A 21,896-nucleotide genomic window follows, 5' to 3' on the forward strand; every position below is an offset into this window, starting at 1 on the left:
TAATGAGTCATATTTTAAATATAAAAACAGCAGGTATCCCATTAAGACAAGCTAAAAAGGCTTTAATTATGGTACATGGGAGAGGTGGAAGCGCTCAGGATATTTTGAGCCTTTCACAACATTTGAATGTAAAAGACTATGCAATACTGGCTCCCCAAGCTTTGAATCACACTTGGTACCCATTGTCATTTATGGCACCTGTAGATCAGAATGAACCATGGCTTTCATCAGCTTTGGAAATGATTGAAGAAACAGTACAAGCAGTTACCGATGCAGGCATTGCCCCTGAAAATATTTACTTTTTCGGATTTTCGCAAGGGGCTTGTCTTACGCTGGAATTTTTAGCCAGAAATGCCCAGAAGTTTGGAGGTGCGGTTGCTATTATTGGCGGAGTGATTGGAGACAAGATCAATCGTGAAAATTACAAAGGTGATTTTGCAGGAACTCCTGTTGTATTGGGAACCAGTAATCCGGATTTTCATGTTCCTGTAGAAAGAGTATATGCTACAGCTAATATTTTAAGAGAAATGAATGCTGAGGTAACGGAAAAAGTATATGCCAATTTCGGACACTCTATTAATCAGGAGGAAATTGAACTGGCTAATTCAATCATTTTTAAATAAATGTTTTAATCCTGAACAGGGAAATTTTATATTGTTAGTATTTAAGTAAGATGAGATTCCTACGGAATGACAAATAGAACGCTTTAACTACCCGCAAACTTTGTCATTCCGTAGGAATCTAATCAAAGTATATTATCTAAAAAAATAAAAACAATGAATATCACACGAATCTTCAGCGATGAAAAAGGAGAAACTCATTTTGAAATCATAGAAATTCCTCTTGTTGATCAGGGAGATATCGGTTTTCTTTCTGAAACGCTAGAGGTTAAAAAATTACAGTTCAGAGAGGTTTCTGCAGATTACGATTATGATTTTCATTGTGCTCCGCAAAAACAATATATTGTACTTTTAGATGGCGGAGTAGAAATAGAAACATCACTGGGTGAAAAAAGAAAATTTCAGACAGGTGAAATTCTTCTGGTAGAAGATGTTAACGGAAAAGGACATAAAACGAAAAATTTGGAACTTAAAGTGAGAAAATCTCTGTTTATTTATGTCTGAAGACTCAAAAGTTAATGATATATAGTAGCTTCTCGATGCTTTACGGCTTAACTTTAAACTTAGAACCATAAACCTTATATTATAATGAAAACACTGCATTTTTTAGTCATAGGGAAGAATCAGGAAATTCTGGAGGTATTAAAAAGAATTATTGAAAACAATCAAGGCTGGACGGCCGAAATTCAGAGTGATGAGAACTTCTGTTATGAATATATCAGAGAAAATCATGTTGATATTGTGTTATTGAGTTCAGGATTAGAGGACCAGTTTGAGAAAGATATTAAAGTATTTTGTACTGGTTTAGATAAAAATGTTAAAGTAATTGATCATTATGGAGGCGGAAGTGGACTTTTAAAGAACGAAGTTTACAGTCTTTTTCCTAATTTGCAGGAGTAAACCTTACTCCATGTTTGAAAACGTTATCAAAAACATTACAAGATTCATCACCCTCACACCGGAAGAAGAGATAATTTTTACAGATTTACTGGTGTGTCAGAAATTTCCCAAGAAGACTGTTTTATTAAGAGAAGGCGAAATCTGTCAGTTTGAAGGTTATATTCACAAAGGATGTTTGAGGATGTACTGTTTGGATGATAATGGAACTGAAGTCACATTGCTGTTTGCTATTGAAGATTGGTGGATCAGTGATATTGCCTCATTTCAGGAGCAGAAACCTTCCAAAGTTTATATTGAAACGCTGGAGGATTCAGAAATTTATATGCTGAATCCGGCAACAAAAGAAAAATTATTAAATGAAGTTCCTAAGTTTGAAAGGGTTTTCAGAATGCTGGTACAAAGAAATCTTACTACATTTCAAAGCCGATTGGTAGACACCATCTCCAAATCTGCATCCGATCGATATATTGAATTTATTAAAGTATATCCTTCTATTCCGCAAAGGGTAGCGCAATATTATATCGCTTCTTATCTCGGTGTTTCAAAAGAATTTGTAAGTACCATCAGAAAACGTCTGGCCTCAAAAGAAAAGTAGAAATGTCAACCCTTACCAAGGTTTTAAACCTTGACAAGGGGTAGACCTTATTTATTTTTATTCAGCCAGTCCAGTCTTCTCTGATCAGGAAGATGTTTGATCTGAAAGTGTTCGAATTTTGCATTGAAACCATTTCCATCCGGACAGGCGGCCATTAAGCCTACCATAACGGGAGTATTGTCCTGCAGATGAGCATTTCTCATCATGATATAATTCTTGTCATCAAAAGAATAGAAGATTTCAACAGCATCCAAACGTCTGATTGCTTTGATCCATACAGCCTGTGGCTTTTCTTTAAGTTCTATTACACTCCAGTCACTTGTGGTGTGGGTAACTACAGTACTTAAGTTATACTTTCCATCTACGTATTCAATTCCAAATTTGATATAATTTTGATGATCTGTACGAAGCATCAGACCCATCTGATCAAACCGGGCTTTATAATCACCTGTAATTTTGACTTTAACTTCAAATTCCCCACCATAGGTAGAATAATAAAACGGAGCATCATCCACTGTAAATCCATAATGAGAAATTCGCCAATAGTCACTTTGCGGAGTAACGAACATCGATAATGAATTGTCCTTTATTTCCCATTTTTCAGGCTCATTGAACCAATTCATTTTTTCTAAACGCTGTGCGTTGACATAGTGCAGGAACCCTGTCATGAAAGACAGAGAGGCCGCTAGTAATAATTTTTTCATTAAAAAAGTATAATAAAGTTTAGTATAAAACAGAAGGTTATTGCTTGAAACTGATGTCCCGTTTCATTGAATGACCATTAAAAAATCTATATTTACAAAGGTAATTTCCCCCAAAACAGAATTCAATAGTTAGAAATAACCATACAATGAATATTAAAGCTAAGCTTGATAAAGCATTATTAAACCAGTCTTTTGAAAATGAAGATGTCTCAGGAATCTGGTTAAAGTACCGGTCCATTGCAAAAATGTATTCTGAAATTGAAAATGCGATCTGTGTTTTGACAGACCTTAAAACCAGAAGAAGTGTGATTCACTATGGCGGTATGAGTTCGCTGATCGGGGATGATCGTAGTGGGGAAGAAACAGAGATCTCTTCTATCTGGGAGGATGAGATCCTTAATAAAGTACACTCTGAAGATGTCAGAAAAAAGCTGGTTCTGGAACATTATTTTTTTCATTTTTTGAAAGAGATTCCAATAGCTGAATGGATGGATTATTATATGGTTGTTAACCTTAGAATGCGCAGCCATTCAGAAGAATATCTCACGGTATTGCACCGGATGTTCTATGCTGTAGAGGAAGATAATGCGAGACTGGCACTTTGTATTTATAATATATCCGGAAACAATGTGAATGCCCTGCTTCACGAGAATGGGGTCATTGTTAATTCTATGAATGGTACTACACTGTATTACAATGAATTTAAATATAGAGATGTATTATCTGCAAGGGAGAAGGAGGTGCTTTTGCTGATCGCTCATGGAAAAATGAGTAAAGAAATCGCAGAGTCACTTGAAATCAGCTTAAACACGGTCAACAGACATCGGCAAAATATTCTTCAGAAGCTGCAGGTAAAGAACTCAATTGAAGCTTACAGACTGGCCAAAGCAATGGAATTGGTTTAAATAAAAATAGAATTGCATCAGGAAAAATATTTTTCTTCAAGTCATTTATTAAACTAGTTAAATGTATGGCTCCTTTCGTTGCTCTAAATTTGTCATATCAAAACAAACAAATAACAATTGAGATATGAACAGAAAAGATTTTTTAAAAAAAGGGTTACTCGGAACAGGAATGTTTGTAGCATCTGCTTCTCTGGGAAATACCATGGAAAACGAAATTGACGAAATTGAGCCACTAGAGCCCATAGGATATAATCATCTACCCAATACAGACTCGAAAATTAAAGAAAATTCTGTCATTCATAAAGCAGATTCACGAGGGAAGGCAGATCACGGTTGGTTATTGAGCCAGCATACCTTCAGTTTTGCTAATTATTATAATCCGGAAAGAATGCATTTTGGGGTATTAAGAGTTTTAAATGATGATAGAGTAGAAGCAGGGCGAGGTTTCGGAACCCATCCGCATGATAATATGGAAATCATCAGTATTCCTTTAGAAGGCGATCTGGAGCATAAAGACAGTATGGGAAATACGGCTATCATTAAAAGTGGTGACATTCAGGTGATGAGCGCCGGAACAGGAATCATGCATAGTGAATTCAATAAAAACAGTGATCAGTTAGTGAAATTTCTTCAGATCTGGGTATACCCGAAAAAAAGAAATGTAACGCCAAGATATGATCAGATTACTTTAGACAAAACAAAAAGCCGGAATCAATTCCAACAGATTCTTTCTCCAAATGCTGATGATGAAGGTGTATGGATCCATCAGGATGCATGGTTTCATCTGGGAACTTTCGATCAGGATAAAGAAGTGAATTATCAGATCCGAAAAAAAGGAAACGGCGTATATGCCTTTATCCTTAAAGGAAGTGCTGAGATTGAAGGCCAGCAAGTAGAAGAAAGAGACGGTTTCGGAGTGTGGGAAATCAAAGATCTGAATATAAAAGCGATACAAGAAAACACTGAAATTCTTCTTATGGAAGTTCCTATGACAATGTAAAATAATTTCAGACTCAAAAAAATAATGAACTGGTTTCATTAATATTGTTGATCCGGCCCCCTTTTTTTAGGGGGCTTTTTACATAAAAATATCTTAAGAATGATAAAAATAGGGAAAAACAGTTACTATTTATGAGCTTCATAACTTTCTTCTTTCATCTTCCGGCTTTAAACAAAATTAGCTAAATCCAAAAAAAATCCCGATTTTTGCACTCCTTCATTAAACCCGAGTTCATGAAATTATGTATTGCCGAAAAACCAAGTGTTGCCAGAGATATTGCCAAAGTATTAGGTGCTACCACATCTAAACAGGGCTATATGGAAGGGAACGGGTATTGCGTAACGTGGACGTTCGGACATCTTTGTACCTTAAAGGAACCTCACGATTACAGTCCGCAATTCAAATCCTGGAATTTATTTTCATTACCCATTATTCCCAGTAGTTTTGGAATAAAGCTGATTCCGAATAAAGGAGTTGAAAATCAGTTTAAAGTGATTGAAAGATTAGTAGAAGAATGTGATGAGGTCATTAACTGTGGGGATGCCGGGCAGGAGGGAGAATTGATCCAGCGTTGGGTATTGCAGAAAGCAAAATGCAACAAACCCGTTCAGCGTTTATGGATTTCCTCATTAACGGAGGATGCCATCAAAGAAGGTTTTGAAAACCTTAAACCAGCCGAAGATTATAAAAACCTATATCTGGCCGGAAATGCCAGAGCCATAGGGGATTGGTTATTGGGAATTAATGCCACAAGGCTTTTTACCAAGAAATTCGGCGGTAATAAAGCGGTTCTTTCCATTGGAAGGGTACAGACTCCTACATTGGCTATGCTGGTGCAGCGCCAGAAAGAGATTGATGCCTTTACCACGGAAGAATATTGGGAACTGAAAACGAAATACCGTGATGTAATTTTCAATGCTGCGATTGATCGTCTGAAAACGTTAGAACGGGCAGAAAAAGGGCTGGAATACCTTAAAGTAAACCCGTTTGAAATTGTTTCTTTCGAAATTAAAGAAGGAAAAGAAAAGAATCCAAGACTTTTCGATTTGACCGGATTGCAGGTAGAAGCCAATAAAAAATACGGATACTCTGCAGAAAATACACTGAATTATGTGCAGAGTCTTTATGAAAAGAAGCATGTAACCTATCCGCGTGTTGATACCACCTACTTATCAGATAGTTTATATCCGAAAATAGAAGGGATTCTGAAAAAAATGTATCCTTATCAGGAATTAATTGCTCCTTTACTGGAAGCTCCGATTCCAAAGTCAAAAGCAGTATTTGATGATACAAAAGTAACCGATCACCATGCGATCATTCCTACAGAAATTCCACCTTCTCAAAATCTGAGCAGGGAAGAAAAACTGATCTATGACCTGATTGCCAAACGTTTTATCGCTGTTTTTTATCCTGAATGTAAAATTTCAAATACCTTGGTAGAAGGAAAAGTAGGAACCATTCCTTTCAAAACCAGTGGAAGACAAATTCTGGAACCGGGTTGGAGAGCGGTTTATGCTAAAGAACCCAAAGAAGAATCTACAGATAAGGAAAAAGAAAAAGAGGAAGAACAAACCATTCCTGAATTTATTGTAGGAGAAACCGGACCGCACGATCCGATGATTCATCAGGGAAAAACCACTCCGCCAAAGCCTTACACAGAAGCAACCTTGCTGAGAGCCATGGAAACAGCCGGAAAACAGGTTGAAGATGAAGAATTACGTGAAATGCTTAAAAATAACGGGATCGGAAGACCATCCACCCGTGCGAACATCATCGAAACCCTTTTCAAAAGAAAATACATTGAAAAGAAGCGAAAAAACCTGATTGCTACCCAAACAGGAATTCAGCTTATCGATACTATTGAAGACGAACTTCTGAAAAGCCCGGAGCTAACTGGTGAATGGGAATCCAAACTTCGTAGAATTGAAAAAGGAGAGTATGAAGCTAATCTTTTCAAGGAAGAACTGATCCAGATGGTCACAGAACTTACCGATAAAGTCGTTTATGGAAAAGGAAAAGTGATTACCCTACAGGATGAAGAGAAAGAAGAAGTAAAGGAAAAGAAAAAAAGAGAACCTGCACAGAAAAAAGAACTTCAGTCCTGGGAAGAAACAAAATGCCCAAAATGTAAAGAGCACAACCTGATCAAAGGAAAAACCGCTGTCGGATGCTCTGATTTCAAAAACTGCGGGTTTAAGATCACTTTTGAAATCTTCGGCAAAAAATTGTCTGATAAACAGTTGTTGGATCTTGTTTTAAAAGGAAAAACATCAAAGTTGAAAGGTTTCAGCGCTCATCCGGAAGGCTTAGCTGAAGGCTCACTTTCTTTATTAACAGATGATTTCCAGGTACAGCTTAATTAATCATTCTAATATTTAATCTTTTATCCACACCCTTTGTCATTCCGACGAAGGAGGAATCTCAACATAGCTGCCTTATCTTGTTTTAAATCAGTAAATATTTTTGTAAGTGGAGAATACGGGATTCGAACCCGTGACCTTTTGACTGCCAGTCAAATGCGCGATTAAAAAACGATATATTCAGATCTCTAAGATATTAATTTACAGTGAATTTCTTCGGAGATTTTCCAGTAATCTGGGTGAATTTTCTGTAAAAATACTCCAGCGTATTAAACCCAGATTCAAAACATATATTTTTAATCCCCATTTCAGGATTGCTGATCAATAATTGTTTTGCATGTTCTATCCTTAATTGAATAATGTATTCCACCGGAGTACAGTTGTAAGAATTTTTGAATTTTTTAAACAGGTTAGCCTCGCTCATTCCTGCTAAGGCAGACAGTTTCTTGATCGTAATAGGTTCTCTGTAGTTTTGTCTGATAAAATGCACCACTTCCTGAAGCCTGTTTTGTCCATTATCAGTTTTATCGGAGCGGAACAGGATATGTTTTGCGTTGGTTTTCATGAGTTCGTAAATCAGTTCCTTAAGACTTAAGCTCAAAAGAAAATCTGAGGTGTTGTAAATACTTTCATCCACTCTTCTGTTGTATAGATTAGTAAGACTTCTCCATAGAGACTCATCCGAGCTTACAAACTTTTTTACAGCATTTTCCTTCATCATAATTCCTGTTCTGTCCCAGTCAGGATGCCAGTTATCAATAACTTCATGGAAAACACTGTCGATATATTCCTGCTCAATATTCAATACTAAACATTTTGTAGGTTCCCTGAAAACAGGATGAATATCAATACTTAATTCCTTATTACAGGGTGGAATGAATACACTTCTTTCATTAAACTCAAAAGTTTCCTCTTCACTTCGAATAATTTTATTGCCGCTCAGCATAAGCGTAATAACAGGTTTTTCAAAAAAGAAAGGAAAATCATGGCATACTACATTCGTTTCAAATACATTCAATTCGCCAAAAGGAATGCTGAAAACAGTTCTTTCTTCGATCTTTTCCATAGGATAGAGTTTAGGTTAAAAAAAATAGAGAATAAGTAAATGAATTATACCATGTTTTTGTCATTTTCGAATTGTGTAAAATACAAAATATTTAAAATAATGGAAAGAATATCATTAGAAAAAGAAAATTATACCTCAAATATTGATTTCTTGTCTTTAAATCCCTCTACTTTGGAGGTTATTGGTAAAGTTGAGAATACCTCTCATGAAGAAATAGACATTAGGATTGAGAAGGCAAAAAAAGCCCAAAAACTATGGTCAGCAAGGCCGGATACAGAAAGGAAAGAAATTTTATTAAAAGTAGCAGAAGCCTTACAAACTCATTCAAAACATCTTGCAGAATGGATTACTAAAGAGCAAGGAAAGCCACTTAACGGCCCTGGTGCCAATTTTGAAATGCAGGCTTGTGTAGGTTGGACGCAGGTTCCGGCATCCCTGGACTTGCCTGAAGAAGTTGTTTTTGAAGATGAAACCCGAAAAGATGTACTCTACAGAAATCCGATAGGAGTTGTTGCCGCCATTGCTCCTTGGAACTGGCCGTTAATGATTGCCATCTGGCAGATTATTCCATCCTTGAGAATGGGAAATACTGTTGTTATAAAACCTTCGGAATACACAACATATTGCAGTCTGGAAATGATAAAAGTAATTAACAGCGTACTTCCTGAGGGAATTTTACAGGTAGTTACAGGGAAAGGAGACGTTGGAGCTTATCTTACAGGTCATCCGGAGATAGGGAAAATTATGTTTACAGGTTCCATTGCGACCGGGAAAAAAGTCATTGAAGCTTCCGCCAATAATATGGCCCGTCTTACATTGGAGTGTGGCGGTAATGATGCCGGTATTATTTTACCCGGATTTGATGTTGCCAAACACATAGAAAACATTTTCTGGGGAGCTTTTCTGAATATGGGCCAAACCTGTGCCTGCTTAAAAAGATTATATGTATATGAAGATGATTATGAAAAATTAGTTCAGGCATTGGCAGATTATTCTGCCAATATTCCAATGGGAAATGGAGCGGATGAAAATGTTGTTCTGGGGCCTGTACAAAATAAAATGCAGTACGATAAAATTCAGGATCTCATTCGTGATGCTGAAAATAAGGGGGCAGATTTCCTATTCAAAGGGCAAAAGCCTGATCTGGAAGGTTATTTTATTCCTGTAACCCTTGTCGGAAACGTTGATAATGGAGATCGTATTGTTGACGAAGAGCAATTTGGGCCTGTTTTACCTATCATTACCTATAAAACTTTAGAAGAAGCCATCAGTAAGGCCAACGATTCAGAGAATGGGCTGGGAGCTTCAGTTTGGAGTGATGATCTTGACCAAGCCCAAAAAGTAGCAGCTCAACTGGAAGCGGGGACAGTCTGGATCAACCAGCATGGAGCAATTCACCCCTTTGTTCCTTTTGGAGGGGCAAAACAATCTGGTTATGGTGTAGAATTCGGAATTGAAGGATTGAAAGCAGTAAGTATTCCTAAAGTGATCAGTATCAAAAAGTAAACATTTAAATTAAAACTCATGAAATACGATTTTATAGTTGTTGGTTCCGGTTCAGCAGGAGCTGTTATTGCCAACAGATTAAGTGAAAATGAAAATATAAATATACTACTGTTGGAGGCAGGCCCGGATGATAAAGTCAGTGAAGTACAAGAGCAAGCCGGGTGGCCTGCTATATGGAATACTGAGCGAGACTGGGCATATCATACCGTTGCTCAGGAAAGTGCAGGTGGAAATACACGATATTGGCCCCGCGGAAAAACCTTAGGTGGTTCAAGTTCCATCAATGGGATGATCTATATCAGAGGGCATCAGCAGGATTATGATCATTGGGCCTATAATGGATGTGTGGGCTGGGATTGGGAAAGTGTTCTGCCTTACTTTAAGAAATCAGAAACTCATGAAGAGGGAGAAGATAGTATTCATGGGGGTGAGGGACCACTTTTTGTAAGTCGCATCAAACACCCAAATGCCATTTCAATAAGTGCTATTGGGGCCTGTGAAGAATTGGGTTATCCTTTGACAGATGATTTTAACAAAGAAATCTGGGGTGCAGGTCTGAATCATCTTAGTGTAGGAAAAGATGGGAAAAGATGTTCTACTGCCAAAGCATTTTTAGATCCTGTCTCATCACGGACCAATTTGCATATTCAAACTGATGCTCTGGCTCAAAAGTTAATTTTTGAAGGAGATCAATGCGTTGGTGTGCAATATATGAAGGACGGAGAACTACGGGAAGCAAAGGCAGACAAAGAAGTTATTGTATCTTGTGGAACTATAGAATCTGCGAAACTTCTGATGATTTCTGGGATCGGGGATAAAGAAGAACTGGAATCTGTGGGAATTTCAGTGATAAAAGATCTGAAAGGAGTAGGGAAGAACCTTCAGGATCACCTTTTAACAAGTGTTATTTTTAAAGCGAAAAAAGAAATCCCAGCTCCAGAAGCCAATTTACTGGAAGCACAGCTCTTCTGGAAAAGTAAAGAAGAAATGGTTTTTCCTGATCTTCAGCCTTTATTTATGGGACTTCCTTATTACAGCCCGGGCTTCACGGGGCCGGAAAATGCATTTACATTCTGTGCCGGATTTATCAGACCTGCCAGCAAAGGATATATTAAATTAACATCTTCAGATCCAGCTTCACCACTGGAAATCAATCCAAGATATTTATCCGAAGAATCCGATCTGGAAGCCCTGTATAAATGTGTGGAAATCTGCAGGGAAATGGGACGTACAGAAGCCATGAAAGAATGGAATGACGGTGAAATTTATCCTGGTGAAGGCAAAACAAAAGAAGAAGTAATAGATTATATTAAAAAATCATGTTCCACTTATCATCATATGACCGGGACCTGTAAAATGGGTATAGACAGTCTTTCTGTGGTTGATCCGAGATTAAAAGTGTATGGGATAAAAGGTCTCCGTGTGGCGGATGCTTCCATTATGCCGGATGTAGTTTCCGGAAATACCAATGCGCCTACCATTATGATAGGAGAAAAAGCCGCAGATATGATTAAAGAAGATTACCACCTGAAAGAATCAGGAGTAGAAGGAAAATTATTGTTAGTTTAAATAGGGATTCTATATCCAGAAACAGTCATTTCATCAATTTTGAGATGGCTGTTTTCTTTTTCTATTACCTTTGTTTAAAATAAAATTCATGACCTCAGAAAAAAAGAAACTCATGACAGACAGTTTCAGTCGTTCAGAAACACTGAAATTCTATCAGGCAGAACTCCTGGAAGTAGAAACTGATTTCGTTTCTATTAAAATTCCCAAAATGGAAATGATGACCAGAAAAGCGGGTATGTTCAATGGAGCGATGATTGCTTCTCTTGTGGATGTTTCCTCAGGATATGCTGCGGTGAGTCATTATCCGGAAGACTGTTACGTGGTAACCGTTGAATTAAAAGTGAACTATCTTCGTCCGGCTATGGGTGATGCTCTGGTTTCAAAATCCTATGTCATCAAAGGAGGTTCAAAGATCAGTGTCATCAGAACAGAAATTTATGTTCAGAATGAAGGCTCTGGTTCAGAAAGTCATGTAGCGACTTCATTAGTAACCATGATGAAGATTAAATAACGAACTTTTCAGATTGTATTGAGTAAAATATTCCATGAATAAAGGGTTTAAAGAAATTTTTTTCAACGAAATGGAATAGCTTTTGCTCCATACCTCCCATCAATAATAAAAAAATAACGAAATGAACTTAATTATCCGTTTGTTTGTCACTGCTATAGTGGCATATCTTTTAACTAAAGTTTTACCGGGAGTACATTTTGAAGGATTTTCGGCTGCGATTATCTTTGCGATTGTACTTGGGGTTTTAAACATATTTGTAAAGCCTATTTTAAGCCTGTTCGGGCTTCCGCTTACCATTCTTACTTTAGGATTCTTTGCATTGGTTATTAATGCCGGAATTGTCCTGATTGCAGATTATTTTATAGACAGTATGGTGGTAGACGGTTTCTGGTGGGCCTTTGTCTTTAGTATTCTATTGTCTATTGTTACCTCTCTGGCGAACTCTATGTTCTCAGATGGAGAGTAATAATTAAAAAATAAAATTGAAAAGTCCGTTGGTGTTATGCTGACGGGCTTTTTTTATTACGTTTGAGAGTAGTAGTGCTTAGGGGATTAGAGGGAAGTATCCTTTATTTTACGGTTTATTCTCTCTGCAGTTCAATATTTTACTCTATATCTCCAATTTTAATGTTAATTCTTTCGGTGATTTTTATTTTAAATATTAACTTTGGCCATCTTTGAATTTAATGAAAGGATTTGATGAAATCACTACGGTTTCTTAGATCCGCTAAAAATGAATCAACATATGAAACTTAAGTACAGCCTGCTGGCTCTGGCAGCTCCGTTTTTAATGAATGCACAACAATTAATGACGCCTGAAATTCTTTGGACTTTGAAAAAAGTGGGAGTACAGGCAGTTTCACCGGATCAGGCATCCCTTATTTACAAAGTAGGACAGGTAGACCTGAAAACAGAAAAAACAAAAAATGAGAACTATTTTCTGAATGTTCTTAATCACCAGGCTTCTAAAATCGATTTCGGTAAAAAAGCATTGATCCAGTGGGATAAAAACGGAATCTATGCTCAGGAAGGAGATAAGATCTATCTTTCAAAAGATGCCGGAAAAACATGGGCAGAATTCTATACCATTGGTGAAGTTGACAATATCGTTATTTCTCCGGATGGAAAAAGAATTGCTTTCAGTAAGCAGGTATTGGTAGAAAAATTAATGGGGAAAGACAAATATGCTGACACTCCTAAAACTACTGCTCAGGTATACACAGATCTTAACCACAGACACTGGGATTACTTTAATGAAGGGAAATATAACCACGTATTTGTTGTAAATACTTCAGATAAAGTAGAAGCAGCTAAAGATCTGTTGGAAGGAAAAACATGGGATTCTCCTCAAAGACCTTTCGGTGGTGCTGAAGATTTTGTCTGGAGCCCGGATTCAGCACAGCTTTTATATGTTACTAAACCAAAAAGCGGTAAAGAGTACGCAACCAGTACCAATACAGATATCTTTGCTTATGATTTAGCTACAGGTGCCACTAAGAACCTTACAGAATCAAATAAAGGATATGATATCAATCCAAAATTCAGCCCGGACGGAAAATCTTTGATCTGGCAGAGTATGGCCAGAGACGGATATGAAGCAGATAAAAATGATGTAAAAATCTTAGATTGGAAGTCAGGAAAGACTACAAACCTTACTGCAGGATGGGATGACAGTGTTTCAGGAGATGTACTTTGGGGGGCAGACTCAAAAACAATCTATTTCACAGCAGCTTACAGAGGAACAAAACAGCTTTTCTCTTTAGATTCAAAATCTGCAAAAGTACAGCAGATCACCAAAGGAGATTTTGATGTGAATGAAATTTTCACAGATAACAAAACTTCAGTATTAGTAGGAAGAACAGATGTAAACCATGCTACAGAGCTATTCTCTGTAAACCTTAAAAACGGAGAGATGAAGCAGGTTACTGAAGCCAATAAAGATACCTATGCTAAGCTAGCACAAGGGAAATCTGAACTTAAAATGGTAAAAACTTCGGATGGTAAAGAAATGGGCGTATGGTTCCATTATCCACCGAATTTTGATCCCAATAAAAAATATCCAACATTGGTATATTGCCAGGGTGGACCGCAATCTGCATTAACTCAATATTTCAGTACCAGATGGAACTTTGCTCTCATGACAGCCAATGACTATATCGTGGTAGCTCCCAACAGAAGAGGTATGCCGGGCTGGGGAACAAAATGGAATGAAGAGATTTCAAGAGACTGGGGTGGGCAGCCCATGAGAGATTATCTTGCAGCAACAGATTATGCTAAAACATTACCCTATGTAGATGGAGACAGAGTAGCAGCAGTGGGAGCAAGTTATGGTGGATACAGCGTATTTATGTTAGCGGGAATCCACGAAAACAGATTCAAAACATTCATTGCTCATGATGGATTATTCGATATGAAATCATGGTACCTAACGACTGAAGAGCTTTGGTTTGCGAACTGGGATATCGGTTCTCCATGGGAAAAGCCACAGCCAAAAGCGTACACAGAGTTTAATCCAAGCAACTTTGTAGAGAAGTGGAATAAGCCAATCATGATCGTTCAGGGAGGAATTGATTTCCGTGTACCTTATGAGCAGGGGCAGGAGGCTTTCCAGGCTGCAAAATTAAAAGGATTAAAATCTAAACTGGTTTATTTCCCGAACGAAAACCACTGGGTACTTCATCCACAAAACGGATTGGTATGGCAGAGAGAATTCTTCGACTGGTTAAAAGAAACATTGTAATTATAGAATGTATTCTCAATATAAAAAAAAACGGACTTGTTCCGTTTTTTTTTGTCTGAACCGCAAATAGTTATCATAATAAACTTGTTATGATGGCCATAGTAAATAAGAAAGAATGCGCTTGTTTTTTCTTTATATTTGAAATGGTTGTTCCGTTGGTGTTTAAAATCAATACATTGAATTTAAATCCAAAAAAATATGAGAAAAAGTATTGTAAGCACAGTATTGATCTCTTTGCTCATGGTTTCCTGCCAAAGAGATGAAGAGATAATGAGCAAAGAACCGACTGGCAAGATCAGTGAAGTATCAACCAACAAATCCGTTATTTTCCCCTCTAAAGGTACTGCCAATATCCAATATGGAAATCTTGGGCATCATCAGGTAAGTACTAACGCTGTTGTAGGAGATTGTAATCAGCTGGCAGGCCTTGTAATTCCTATTTTACAGACTATAGGGATACTGGATCAGAGTATTAAATGCAGTAACAATTTTCCGTATGGCTTCGAAAGTCCGGTTTCTACTGCGGTCTATTATCCGTCAGATATTTCGAATATGAATAAGCTTCCTGTTGTCAATTTTGTAGGTGGTATTCTTTCCAGTCAGGGTAATTACGATCAGATGGTCAGATTATGGGCAAGCTATGGTTTTATTGTTGTTATCTCTTCCAATTTTATCAATAGCATGCCGGATATGCATATTTTGGGAGCTGCCAATGTTGCTAAATTAAATAAAGATCCACAGTCACCTCTTTTTGGAAAAGCTGATCTGTCAAAAATGATTATTGCAGGTCATTCTGCAGGAGGAGGAGCCACTCTTTTAACATCCAGTATTTCTGAAACTGCCATGAAGCTGATTGATCCTGATTTGAAAATTGTTGCCGCTCTCTCTATTGAGCCAGGGCCAGTTGCTATTGGATCAACGGTTAAAGTTCCAACCTTTACGCTTACGGGAAGATTAGATTTTGTAGTTCCTGCAGATACCTGGCCAAATCTTTGGCAGAGTAATCTGATTAAAAATGTACCAGCCTGGTCGGCTACTGCAACTACAGCCACTCATTTCAGTCCTACTATGGACATTTCAAAAAATGAATTTGCCGGTATTTCTGTAGCATGGCTAAAATACATGGGATACAATGATAGTGAAGCTAAATCTTATTTTGTAGGACCACAATATAAACTGAAAGAAGATATACAATTTATAGGTCTATTTACTCCACCTGTAAAACGAAATACAAAAGCGGACCTCCTTCAGTAATATTTATATATGAAACTTTCAGATTTGTATAGTAAGAATATGAAAATTCAATAGGAGCTGGCTTTAGTCCGCTTTCCTTATAACAAAGCATTCCAATGGCTTTAGCCAAAACCTAAAGAAACAGACGCATCAATCTTCCCAGTCAACAGGAAATAAAATAGCGGGAATTTATATATTTGAATATGCAAAACCGTATTTCATCATTTCCACCGCTTATTGATGACCAGTCTGAAATTTTAATTTTAGGTTCTATTCCGGGAGTAAAATCATTGGAAATGCAACAATATTATGCTCATCCACAAAATAAATTCTGGAAAATCATCCTTGAATTACTGAATGAAGAATTTACCGAGGATTATTCCAAAAGAATCGAGATTGTAAAAAAACACCACATTGCTCTTTGGGATGTCATAGATTCCTGTGAAAGAAAAGGCAGTTTGGATTCTGAGATCAAAAATGAAGAAGCCAATCAGATTGAGGAGCTTTTGGAAGAACATCCAAATGTGAAAGTAATCTTCTGTAATGGTGGAAAATCGTATAAAAATCTGCAAAAACTGTTAGGAAAAAACTATAGACTTCCTATCTTTCTAATGCCTTCTACAAGTCCGCTTCATACGATTTCTTTTGAAAGGAAGTTTGAGGAATGGAAGAGGGTTTTAGAGTTTTTGAGGTGAGGGGATTTGAGTGATGCAGGGTTTTAGAGTGGGATTGAGTTTTAAATAACTGCTCTGGCCAATAAAAGTATAGATTCTTACGGAATGACAAAATGTGCGGATAATCTCAGCGCTCCGTTTGTCATTCCGTAGGAATCCCAACTATTATCGTTAAAACTTTAGATAGGTTAAATTTCACGCAGACCACACGAATTTTTCAGATGTTTATGCTATACTATCATAAATGAAATTTTCACAATAAAAAATCTGCGTAATCTCCACAATCTGCGAGAATATAATATTTCATTTAAAATTCTCAAAATTGAAAAAAACTGAAATAGTATCTCGTACTTTGTCATTCGGTAGGAGTCTCAATCTTGTATTTTGTTAAAGATAAAAAACTAGCACCCCAAATATGCTCTCAGTCCTTTCAATAGCTCCAGCTGGTTTCTCGTTCTGTCCAGATTATGTTCCGAATATTTCGTAGAATAATAAACACTTCCATTCAGATAATCGGTTAAAAAACGAACCTCTTGAATATAAATAGCGACTTGTGCCGCATAATCAAGGTAAGCAGATTCTTCCTGAGTCAGTTTTTCCTTTAGATAGAAAAGGAATCCTTCTTTTACAACCTTATACATTTCAGCATTGAAATTGTTGTTGGCACTTCCGTCATCTTCATGGGTTCTATTAGTATAGGACTGAATCATCGTTCCGAAGTCATATAAAATAGTAGAAATCATCATGGTGTCCAGATCTATTACGGCTAACGGTTTATGATTTTGATCGAAGAGGATGTTACTGATTTTTACATCGGCATGGATGATTCTTTTGGGAATCTGATTGTTTTTTTCCATTGTTATCCATTGATCAGGTAAGGCAATAAGCTTGTTGGTGATTTCTATTTCGGCCTTTGCATTTTCCTTTAAATGAGGAGCGGCCTTTTCTAGTGCCTTTTTATAATCTGCAATTCTTTTTTCGAAATTGAGGAAATTGGGAAGAGTATCTTCAATAACCGGTAGCTTTTCAATATTTACAATGCTAAGGAAATAACTGAAGGCTTTAGCTGCTTCAAAAGCCGTCTGTAAAGATGGAGCAGTAAGAAAGGTAATACTGTTTTCTACGAAACTTAGCATACGCCATGGCTCATCATTAGCATCTTTTATCAGAAGTGTATTGCTAAGAGAGGGGATAGGTTCTATAATTTGAAATTGATAATTATTTGACCTGAGAAGTTCATTAATCATCAAATGATTGTTGACAATAACCTCCGGTTGTCTGAAGACATGATGATTGATCTTTTGCAGGATAAACTTTTTTTTCCGGTCCTTATCCTCCAAAAGATAAGTTGTATTAATCAGCCCATCAGTAATAGGGGAAAGGCTATAATTTTCTGTACCGATGAATTCAATTACAATATCATTTATTTCCATAAATCTGCCGGGTATCTGTTATTCTGAATTTCTGATATCAGAAAATCCTTGATGTTTTTTTTATCATCAGCATACGTTACTCCCATCCATTGAGAAGGAGAGGCTTTTACCATAACTTTCACCTTCTTTTCATCCATCATTCTCTGAACGGCGCTGGGAATATAAAATTCCTGTTTTGGCGTGGGATCAGACTCTATGAAATCATAGAAATAAGCTTCCAGAGAACAGAAAATATGAGGATGAAAAATGAAAAAATTCATAGATGCCAATGTATCGGGATTCAGTTTGATATTCTCACCGTTTTCCGTATAAATAATTGAACCATTAAGTTTTTGAATAGATGTTTGTTCCTCTACACGGATCAGATAACTTTCAGAATCCAGCGTACATATTCCTCTGGCTACTGTCCCATGGCCACTCAATGTTGTACTTACGGGATAAGCAATCATACCGAATTGAGAGTCGGAAATAAGGTGGTGATTAATTTCATCGGCAGCGAGCTGATAAGCTTCTTTTCCATAAAAATCATCTGCATTAATCATAATGAAGGGCTCCTGTATCACATATTTGGCACATAAAACAGCATGTGCCGTTCCCCAAGGCTTTTCACGCTCAGGATAATCAAAACCCTGCAGAGGAATACTGTTCATTTCCTGATATACCCAGTGCAATTCAAAGCCTCTTCTCTCAGAGAGTGAATTCAGTCTTTCAATGTAGCTCTGAGGAATCAGTTTATTAACAATAATAACCACTTTGGAAAAGCCGGCTTCTAAAGCATCATAGATAGAATACTCCAGAATAGGTGAACCATTATCGAGTATTCCATCCACTTGCTTAAGACCTTTGTATCGGCTGCCTAGTCCGCCTGCCAGTATGAGGAGTGTTTTTTTAGAACTCATCAGTCATTCCGAATACAGGTTTACGGGTTTTCCATTTACCGTTCGTGAAATCAGGAATATCCACTACCTGACCTCCTTTGGCAATAGACTCTTCACTCAATGGAGTAATTGAATACCATAAAGCCAGATCATAAACATCCATCGGGAATTCTATATTTCGTTTGATACATTCAATAAAAGTATTCATTACAAAGAAATCCATTCCGCCGTGTCCTGCTCCTGCAGCCGTGCTTTCAAACTTCTTCCACATTGGATGGTCGTATTCTTTCATCCACTTTTCCGTATTGTCCCAGCGGTGTGTGTGATTCATTGTTTTTTCAAAATAAATATGCCCCTGATTGAATTCTCCCCAACCGAAGTCCTGCCATAATCCTTCCGTTCCCTGTACACGGAATCCAAGGTCATAAGGCCTCTGTAAGCTGGTATCATGAGTTAAAAGAATGGTTTCTCCGTTTTCGCAGGCAATTTGTGTAGTGACAATGTCTCCCTGATTGAATTTTACTTTAGCATTCGGGTGATTTTCCCCACCTTTTGCGTGCTCTTTAATATATTTGTTCAGCCCTACAGACTTTGAAGAGAAAGAAGAAAGCTTTGTTAAACGGTTTCCACGGTTGATATCCATCATCATGGCAATGGGGCCTAATCCGTGGGTAGGATAAAGTTCTCCATTCCGTTTTACATAATGTTCCGTTCTCCATTTAGCCTCACTGAAGCCTTTTTCTCCAAATTCAGCTCCTGAATTGTAAGGTGTAATGCCATCATTGAAAAGAACGCCTCTTAAGTCATGCTGATACCCGCCTCTTCCATGCACCAATTCCCCAAACATTCCCTTGCGGACCATGTTCAGAATAGCCATAACATCTCTTCGGTAACATACATTTTCCATCATGAAAATGGGAACTTTCGTTTCCTCATATACTTTAACAAATTCCCAGCAATCCTGAAGCTTGATTGCTCCGGAAACTTCCATTCCTACAATTTTTTTAGCACGCATGGCTTCTACACCCTGAGGAAGGTGCCATTCCCATGGAGTAGCAATAACCACTGCATCTACTGTCTTTAATTTTAAAAGATTTCGATAATCATATTCCCCGTTGGAGAACTCCTGAGCTGCCGATTTATTATTGTCTTTTAAGATTTTTTGAGACGCTGCAAGCATTCTTTTATCCGGATCAGCAAAAGCCACAATCTCTACATCACTGCGTTTGGCCAATAGCTTTACATGTTCCTGACCACGAAGTCCTACACCAATAAAGCCTACACGGACTTTCTTATCCGTTTTAAAATCATTGGAATAGGCAAATAAGGAATTGGGTAATACCAATGCACCAAAACTTGCCAAAGCCGCTGTTTTGATAAAATTTCTGCGGGAAGTGCTATTGTCCATTTATTTTTTTTCCTAAATATATTAAAACTTTTGCAAACTGCTGTGGGGTGGGAGTTGCAGGATGGGGAATGTTTAATGTTGGTGTGCTTATCCCTTTGATAGCGATTAACGATTAACTATTGGAAGTATAATTCATTACTCATCCTGATAAAGTCTTCTATCTTACATCTCTTTATTTGTCATTTATCTATTTTTTAATAAAAAAGCTGCTCCGGAATCCCAAAGCAGCATTTCTATATTATCGTTTTTTAACTATTTCTCCATATAATAGACCTCTTCGTATGGCTGGATCAATACCCATCCATGTCCGGAGAACTTCATCTGGAATTCTTCACCGCTTCCTCTTCCGATAAGGCTTTTAAAAGATACATTCGTCTTTAGTTCAGGGCTTAGATTTCCGGACCATGCAACAGTAGCGTTAGGGTCAGTGAAAACAGGATTGTCAGGAGTTACAAGTAGGGTTAAAGGATCACCATGTGTTGTAATGGCAATATGCCCGGTTCCGGAAAGTTTTACCTGAAAAAGTCCTCCGGACATCATGCCCGCGATACTTTTCAACATGGTAATATCACTATTTACGCTTTGTTCATGAGCTAGAACGTCATTACCATTTACACAAACCGATTCATTGTTCAAATAAAGGATACGAACCTTTTTACCAGAGTCTGCAACATACAGTTTTCCGGTACCTTCAGCTTTCATCAGTTTACTTCCTTCACCACTGATGGCTTTCTTCAGAAGATTTCCGATACCACCTGCCAACATTCCCTGTCTTTCAAAATTGATATTTCCAACATAACTTACCATGCTTCCTTTTTTAGTCCATACCGCCTGATTATTAAGATTGATTTCTAAAAGATGTTTGGTTTCCAATTCGAAATAATCCCTTTGTTGTGGATTTTCTTTTGTTTCGTTGATGAATGATTCAATTGAATATTTACTCATAATTATAATTTTTTGTTTTTATATTGTTAGTGTTTTAGTTTGTCGAGCTTATACTCTCTTTTGTTACTTTTAGGATTTAGATCCACAAATTCATATTCTTCAAAATTGGCGAGCTGAGCTTTGAACATTTCTATTGCTTTTTCTATTGTCCAGGTTTTAGGATAATGAAAACCCTCGAATGCAGTATTGAAAATCTGTGCTTTGAAGTCATGTGAAAATTCATCATCACCAGAGTAAGTCAGTGCTATTTTACCAGTCCATGTAATATCATATAGATTGCTGTCTGTTTTTGAAAACCGGATCTGATGGTCTGCACAGCTGTCATGTCCCAGCAAATAAATACTAAAGGCAAGATCATCATCATCAAAATGTTCTTCAGAAGGAAGGTCGTTGCTGAAAAGATCATTTTTAACAACAGTATCGAAATCCAGTTTTTCCCCTGGTTTGTTAATTCTGATTCCTCTTTGTTCATTCCAATAATTGGATGACAGAGTGCAGGCATGATAATTTCCCCACACTATCTTGGAGTCCCAATTAGACAGAGTTTCGTTTTCTTCTTCCTCTTCGCTGTTTTCATCATCATTGGCATAATAATTTTCAGTTTTTAAATGAAAATCAAACCAGATAAACCCATACTCATCAATTCGTCCACTCCAGCTGAAGACTTCAATTTTATGTCCGTTAGGATATGGATTATCAAGGAAATATATTTTACTTACAGATTCCATGCTAAATTTCAATTTTCCCAAAAATACTCTTTTTTAAGCTTTAAAAATCCCCGTAAAATCACGGTTTTATATTTGATTGAAAATAATACTTGACAAAGGGGTGTTCAATGTCGTATATTTG

21 protein-coding genes and 1 tRNA gene are annotated in these 21,896 nt (G+C 37.2%); 14 read left to right on the forward strand and 8 right to left on the reverse strand.

The window, feature by feature from the left end; genetic code table 11:
* Nucleotides 1–2 precede the first annotated feature (2 nt).
* The 4 genes from J2772_RS08910 (at nt 3) to J2772_RS08925 (ending at nt 2,115) form a co-directional block, all read left to right on the forward strand.
* Nucleotides 3–623: an alpha/beta hydrolase gene (locus J2772_RS08910; RefSeq protein WP_209915782.1), complete on the forward strand. Its 621-nt coding sequence runs from the start codon at nt 3–5 to the stop codon at nt 621–623.
* 153 nt (nt 624–776) lie between these two features.
* Nucleotides 777–1,124, forward strand: a complete 348-nt coding sequence (locus J2772_RS08915) for a hypothetical protein (protein WP_209915784.1) — start codon at nt 777–779, stop codon at nt 1,122–1,124.
* 84 nt (nt 1,125–1,208) lie between these two features.
* Entirely contained in the window at nt 1,209–1,520 is a 312-nt protein-coding gene (locus J2772_RS08920; protein WP_209915786.1) for a hypothetical protein, read from the forward strand.
* Nucleotides 1,521–1,530: 10 nt separating this feature from the next.
* Entirely contained in the window at nt 1,531–2,115 is a 585-nt protein-coding gene (locus tag J2772_RS08925) for a Crp/Fnr family transcriptional regulator (RefSeq protein WP_209915788.1), read from the forward strand.
* A gap of 47 nt (nt 2,116–2,162) precedes the next feature.
* Here the strand turns inward: J2772_RS08925 and J2772_RS08930 are convergent, their stop codons facing one another.
* The gene (locus tag J2772_RS08930) at nt 2,163–2,819 is read right to left on the reverse strand and encodes a DUF1349 domain-containing protein (RefSeq protein WP_209915790.1); all 657 of its coding nucleotides are present in this window, start codon (nt 2,817–2,819) and stop codon (nt 2,163–2,165) included.
* Nucleotides 2,820–2,965: 146 nt separating this feature from the next.
* Between J2772_RS08930 and J2772_RS08935 the strand changes: the two genes are divergently transcribed.
* The 3 genes from J2772_RS08935 to J2772_RS08945 all read left to right on the forward strand — a co-directional run bounded on the left by J2772_RS08935 (nt 2,966) and on the right by J2772_RS08945 (nt 7,087).
* A complete protein-coding gene (locus J2772_RS08935; RefSeq protein WP_209915792.1) occupies nt 2,966–3,724 on the forward strand; it encodes a response regulator transcription factor in 759 nt (252 codons plus the stop codon).
* 124 nt (nt 3,725–3,848) lie between these two features.
* Entirely contained in the window at nt 3,849–4,724 is an 876-nt protein-coding gene (locus tag J2772_RS08940) for a pirin family protein (RefSeq protein ID WP_209915794.1), read from the forward strand.
* A 233-nt stretch (nt 4,725–4,957) separates the two neighbouring features.
* Entirely contained in the window at nt 4,958–7,087 is a 2,130-nt protein-coding gene (locus J2772_RS08945; RefSeq protein ID WP_209915796.1) for a type IA DNA topoisomerase, read from the forward strand.
* 107 nt (nt 7,088–7,194) lie between these two features.
* Here J2772_RS08945 and J2772_RS08950 read toward each other — a convergent pair.
* Both J2772_RS08950 and J2772_RS08955 read right to left on the reverse strand, forming a co-directional pair.
* Nucleotides 7,195–7,266, reverse strand: a tRNA-Ala gene (locus tag J2772_RS08950).
* A gap of 14 nt (nt 7,267–7,280) precedes the next feature.
* Nucleotides 7,281–8,150 (reverse strand): helix-turn-helix domain-containing protein, encoded by an 870-nt coding sequence (locus J2772_RS08955; RefSeq protein WP_209915798.1) that lies wholly within the window; start codon nt 8,148–8,150, stop codon nt 7,281–7,283.
* Between the two features lie 99 nt (nt 8,151–8,249).
* On the opposite strand from J2772_RS08955, the gene J2772_RS08960 reads away from it, so the two are divergent.
* The 7 genes from J2772_RS08960 to J2772_RS08990 all read left to right on the forward strand — a co-directional run bounded on the left by J2772_RS08960 (nt 8,250) and on the right by J2772_RS08990 (nt 16,404).
* On the forward strand, nt 8,250–9,656 hold the full coding sequence (locus J2772_RS08960) for an aldehyde dehydrogenase family protein (protein WP_209915801.1): 1,407 nt from the start codon (nt 8,250–8,252) through the stop codon (nt 9,654–9,656).
* 18 nt (nt 9,657–9,674) lie between these two features.
* On the forward strand, nt 9,675–11,225 hold the full coding sequence (locus tag J2772_RS08965; RefSeq protein WP_209915802.1) for a GMC family oxidoreductase: 1,551 nt from the start codon (nt 9,675–9,677) through the stop codon (nt 11,223–11,225).
* A gap of 88 nt (nt 11,226–11,313) precedes the next feature.
* Entirely contained in the window at nt 11,314–11,736 is a 423-nt protein-coding gene (locus J2772_RS08970) for a PaaI family thioesterase (protein ID WP_209915804.1), read from the forward strand.
* Nucleotides 11,737–11,857: 121 nt separating this feature from the next.
* The gene (locus J2772_RS08975; protein ID WP_209915807.1) at nt 11,858–12,202 is read left to right on the forward strand and encodes a phage holin family protein; all 345 of its coding nucleotides are present in this window, start codon (nt 11,858–11,860) and stop codon (nt 12,200–12,202) included.
* 279 nt (nt 12,203–12,481) lie between these two features.
* Nucleotides 12,482–14,476, forward strand: a complete 1,995-nt coding sequence (locus tag J2772_RS08980; RefSeq protein ID WP_209915808.1) for an alpha/beta hydrolase family protein — start codon at nt 12,482–12,484, stop codon at nt 14,474–14,476.
* Nucleotides 14,477–14,674: 198 nt separating this feature from the next.
* Nucleotides 14,675–15,730, forward strand: coding sequence for a chlorophyllase/cutinase-like alpha/beta fold protein (locus tag J2772_RS08985; protein WP_209915811.1), 1,056 nt, complete (start codon nt 14,675–14,677; stop codon nt 15,728–15,730).
* Between the two features lie 182 nt (nt 15,731–15,912).
* Nucleotides 15,913–16,404: a DNA-deoxyinosine glycosylase gene (locus tag J2772_RS08990; RefSeq protein WP_209915813.1), complete on the forward strand. Its 492-nt coding sequence runs from the start codon at nt 15,913–15,915 to the stop codon at nt 16,402–16,404.
* 380 nt (nt 16,405–16,784) lie between these two features.
* On the opposite strand, the gene J2772_RS08995 is transcribed toward J2772_RS08990, so the two are convergent.
* The 5 genes from J2772_RS08995 to J2772_RS09015 all read right to left on the reverse strand — a co-directional run bounded on the left by J2772_RS08995 (nt 16,785) and on the right by J2772_RS09015 (nt 21,796).
* The gene (locus tag J2772_RS08995; RefSeq protein ID WP_209915815.1) at nt 16,785–17,816 is read right to left on the reverse strand and encodes a phosphotransferase enzyme family protein; all 1,032 of its coding nucleotides are present in this window, start codon (nt 17,814–17,816) and stop codon (nt 16,785–16,787) included.
* Nucleotides 17,807–18,715, reverse strand: a complete 909-nt coding sequence (locus tag J2772_RS09000; RefSeq protein WP_209915817.1) for a sugar phosphate nucleotidyltransferase — start codon at nt 18,713–18,715, stop codon at nt 17,807–17,809. Before J2772_RS09000 ends, J2772_RS08995 begins: the two co-directional genes overlap by 10 nt.
* The gene (locus tag J2772_RS09005; RefSeq protein ID WP_209915819.1) at nt 18,705–20,102 is read right to left on the reverse strand and encodes a Gfo/Idh/MocA family protein; all 1,398 of its coding nucleotides are present in this window, start codon (nt 20,100–20,102) and stop codon (nt 18,705–18,707) included. The genes J2772_RS09000 and J2772_RS09005 overlap by 11 nt, the downstream gene beginning before the upstream one ends.
* A 252-nt stretch (nt 20,103–20,354) precedes the next feature.
* Nucleotides 20,355–21,047, reverse strand: coding sequence for an AIM24 family protein (locus J2772_RS09010; protein WP_209915821.1), 693 nt, complete (start codon nt 21,045–21,047; stop codon nt 20,355–20,357).
* A 26-nt stretch (nt 21,048–21,073) separates the two neighbouring features.
* Nucleotides 21,074–21,796: a hypothetical protein gene (locus tag J2772_RS09015; protein ID WP_209915823.1), complete on the reverse strand. Its 723-nt coding sequence runs from the start codon at nt 21,794–21,796 to the stop codon at nt 21,074–21,076.
* Nucleotides 21,797–21,896 lie beyond the last annotated feature (100 nt).

It is taken from the genome of Chryseobacterium jejuense, assembly GCF_017877355.1.
Taxonomy (GTDB): domain Bacteria; phylum Bacteroidota; class Bacteroidia; order Flavobacteriales; family Weeksellaceae; genus Chryseobacterium; species Chryseobacterium jejuense_A.